We start from the raw sequence: 399 nt of genomic DNA on the forward strand, positions 1-399 counted from the left end.
CCGCGGTTTTCGGTATCGCCCACCACTTGAATCGGCGACACGGCCACGCCGTCGATCTCTTCGATCACGCGATTCTGCGGCACGCCACGGTGGAATTCCATGAAGTGCTTTTTGCCGTCGCGGCGAATCGTCAAACGCAGCCACGCCGACAGCGCGTTCACGCACGACACGCCGACGCCGTGCAAGCCGCCCGACACCTTGTAGCTGTTCTGGTCGAACTTGCCGCCGGCGTGCAACTCGGTCATCACGATTTCGGCGGCGCTGCGCTTCGGCTCGTGCTTGTCGTCCATCTTGAGACCGGTGGGCACGCCGCGGCCGTTGTCGGTGATCGAGATGGAGTTGTCCGCGTGAATGATCACCTGGATGTCGTTGCAATAGCCGGCCAACGCTTCGTCGATC

The 399-nt window shown here is 62.4% G+C and carries 1 protein-coding gene; it reads right to left on the reverse strand.

All coding sequences use genetic code 11. The features are described from left to right. Nucleotides 1–399, reverse strand: a 399-nt coding sequence (locus SB753_RS35090; RefSeq protein WP_410804654.1) for an ATP-binding protein, incomplete at both ends; no start/stop codon positions are given.

Source organism: Paraburkholderia sp. SIMBA_053, assembly GCF_046534895.1.
Lineage (GTDB): Bacteria > Pseudomonadota > Gammaproteobacteria > Burkholderiales > Burkholderiaceae > Paraburkholderia > Paraburkholderia caledonica.